The organism is Streptomyces sp. NPDC044061, assembly GCF_056434305.1.
The window spans coordinates 1-1,162 of the sequence record NZ_JBWKFL010000192.1 but is presented as its reverse complement, the minus strand read 5'-3'; the positions used below and the strand labels follow the sequence as shown (position 1 = coordinate 1,162).

The following is a 1,162-nucleotide window of genomic DNA, read 5'->3' as shown; positions in this document are numbered from 1 at the left end:
CCGACGCCACCACATCAACGCCGCCCACCAACTCCACGAACCGCACATCACCCGCCTCGACCGCCGGCACCGACGTCAACCACTCCACCCGATACGAGGAATCGACCTGGCCGAACTGATCCGGCGTGACGGTACGCAGCGTGAGCGCGTCGGCGGAGAGCACGAGGGTGCCCGCCGGGTCGACCGCGGTCAGTGACGCGGTGTCGCCGTCGACGGCCAGCCGGACCCGCAGTGCTGTGGCGCCGGTCGCGTGCAGGGACACGCCCTCCCAGGAGAACGGCACCCGGCTCGGCTCGCCGTGCGCGGTCGTGCCGAGGGTGTGCAGGGCGGCGTCGAACAGCGCCGGGTGCAAGCCGTACTGTCCCGACATGCGTTCGGGCAGTTCGACCTCGGCGAACAACACGCCGTCGGCGGCGCGCCAGACCGACCGCAGGCCCTGGAACGCCGGTCCGTAGTCGAAACCGAGCTCCAGCACGCGATCGTAGAACCCGTCGAGCGACAGGGGTTCCGCACCCGCCGGTGGCCACGCGCCGAGGTCGGCGGCGGGCCTGGCGCCCTGGCCCAGGGTGCCGGTGGCATGCTGCGTCCACGGGCCGTCCGTGCCGTCGGGCCGGGAGAAGACACCGATCCGGCCGGTCCTGTCGACCGACACCTGAAGGGCGACGCTGCCCTTCTCCGGCAGCACCAGCGGCGCCGCCATGGTCAGTTCCTCGATCTGCTGGAGGCCGAGTTCGTCCCCGGCGCACAGCGCCAGCTCCACGAAACCGGTGCCGGGAAACAGGATCCGGCCGTGTACGACGTGATCCGCCAGCCACGGCTGTGTCCGCAGCGACAGCCGGCCGGTGAGGACCACGCCGTCACCGTCGGCCAGTGCCACAACGGAGTGGAGAAGCGGGTGGCCAGCCGTCGAGGGCGCTGCTTCCGACGGCTGCGGCCAGAACCGTTCGTGCTGGAAGGCGTAGGTCGGCAGTGCGACCCGGCGGGCGCCCGTGCCGGCGAAGAACGCCTCCCAGTCCACCCTGACACCATGGGCGTGCAGCACCGCCAGCGCCGTCACCGCAGCCGTTTCCTCATCCCGGTCCCGGCGCAGTGCGGGAACCGTGGTGACGGCCGCGGTCTCCTGGATCATCGCCGACAGCGTCCCGTCCGGCCCCAGCTCCAG

At 71.9% G+C, this 1,162-nt stretch carries 1 protein-coding gene; it reads right to left on the bottom strand.

The genetic code is table 11. The features are described from left to right. Positions 1-1,162 (bottom strand): polyketide synthase dehydratase domain-containing protein (locus AC07CM_RS51035; protein WP_478883380.1); only part of this gene is annotated, 1,162 nt, incomplete at both ends.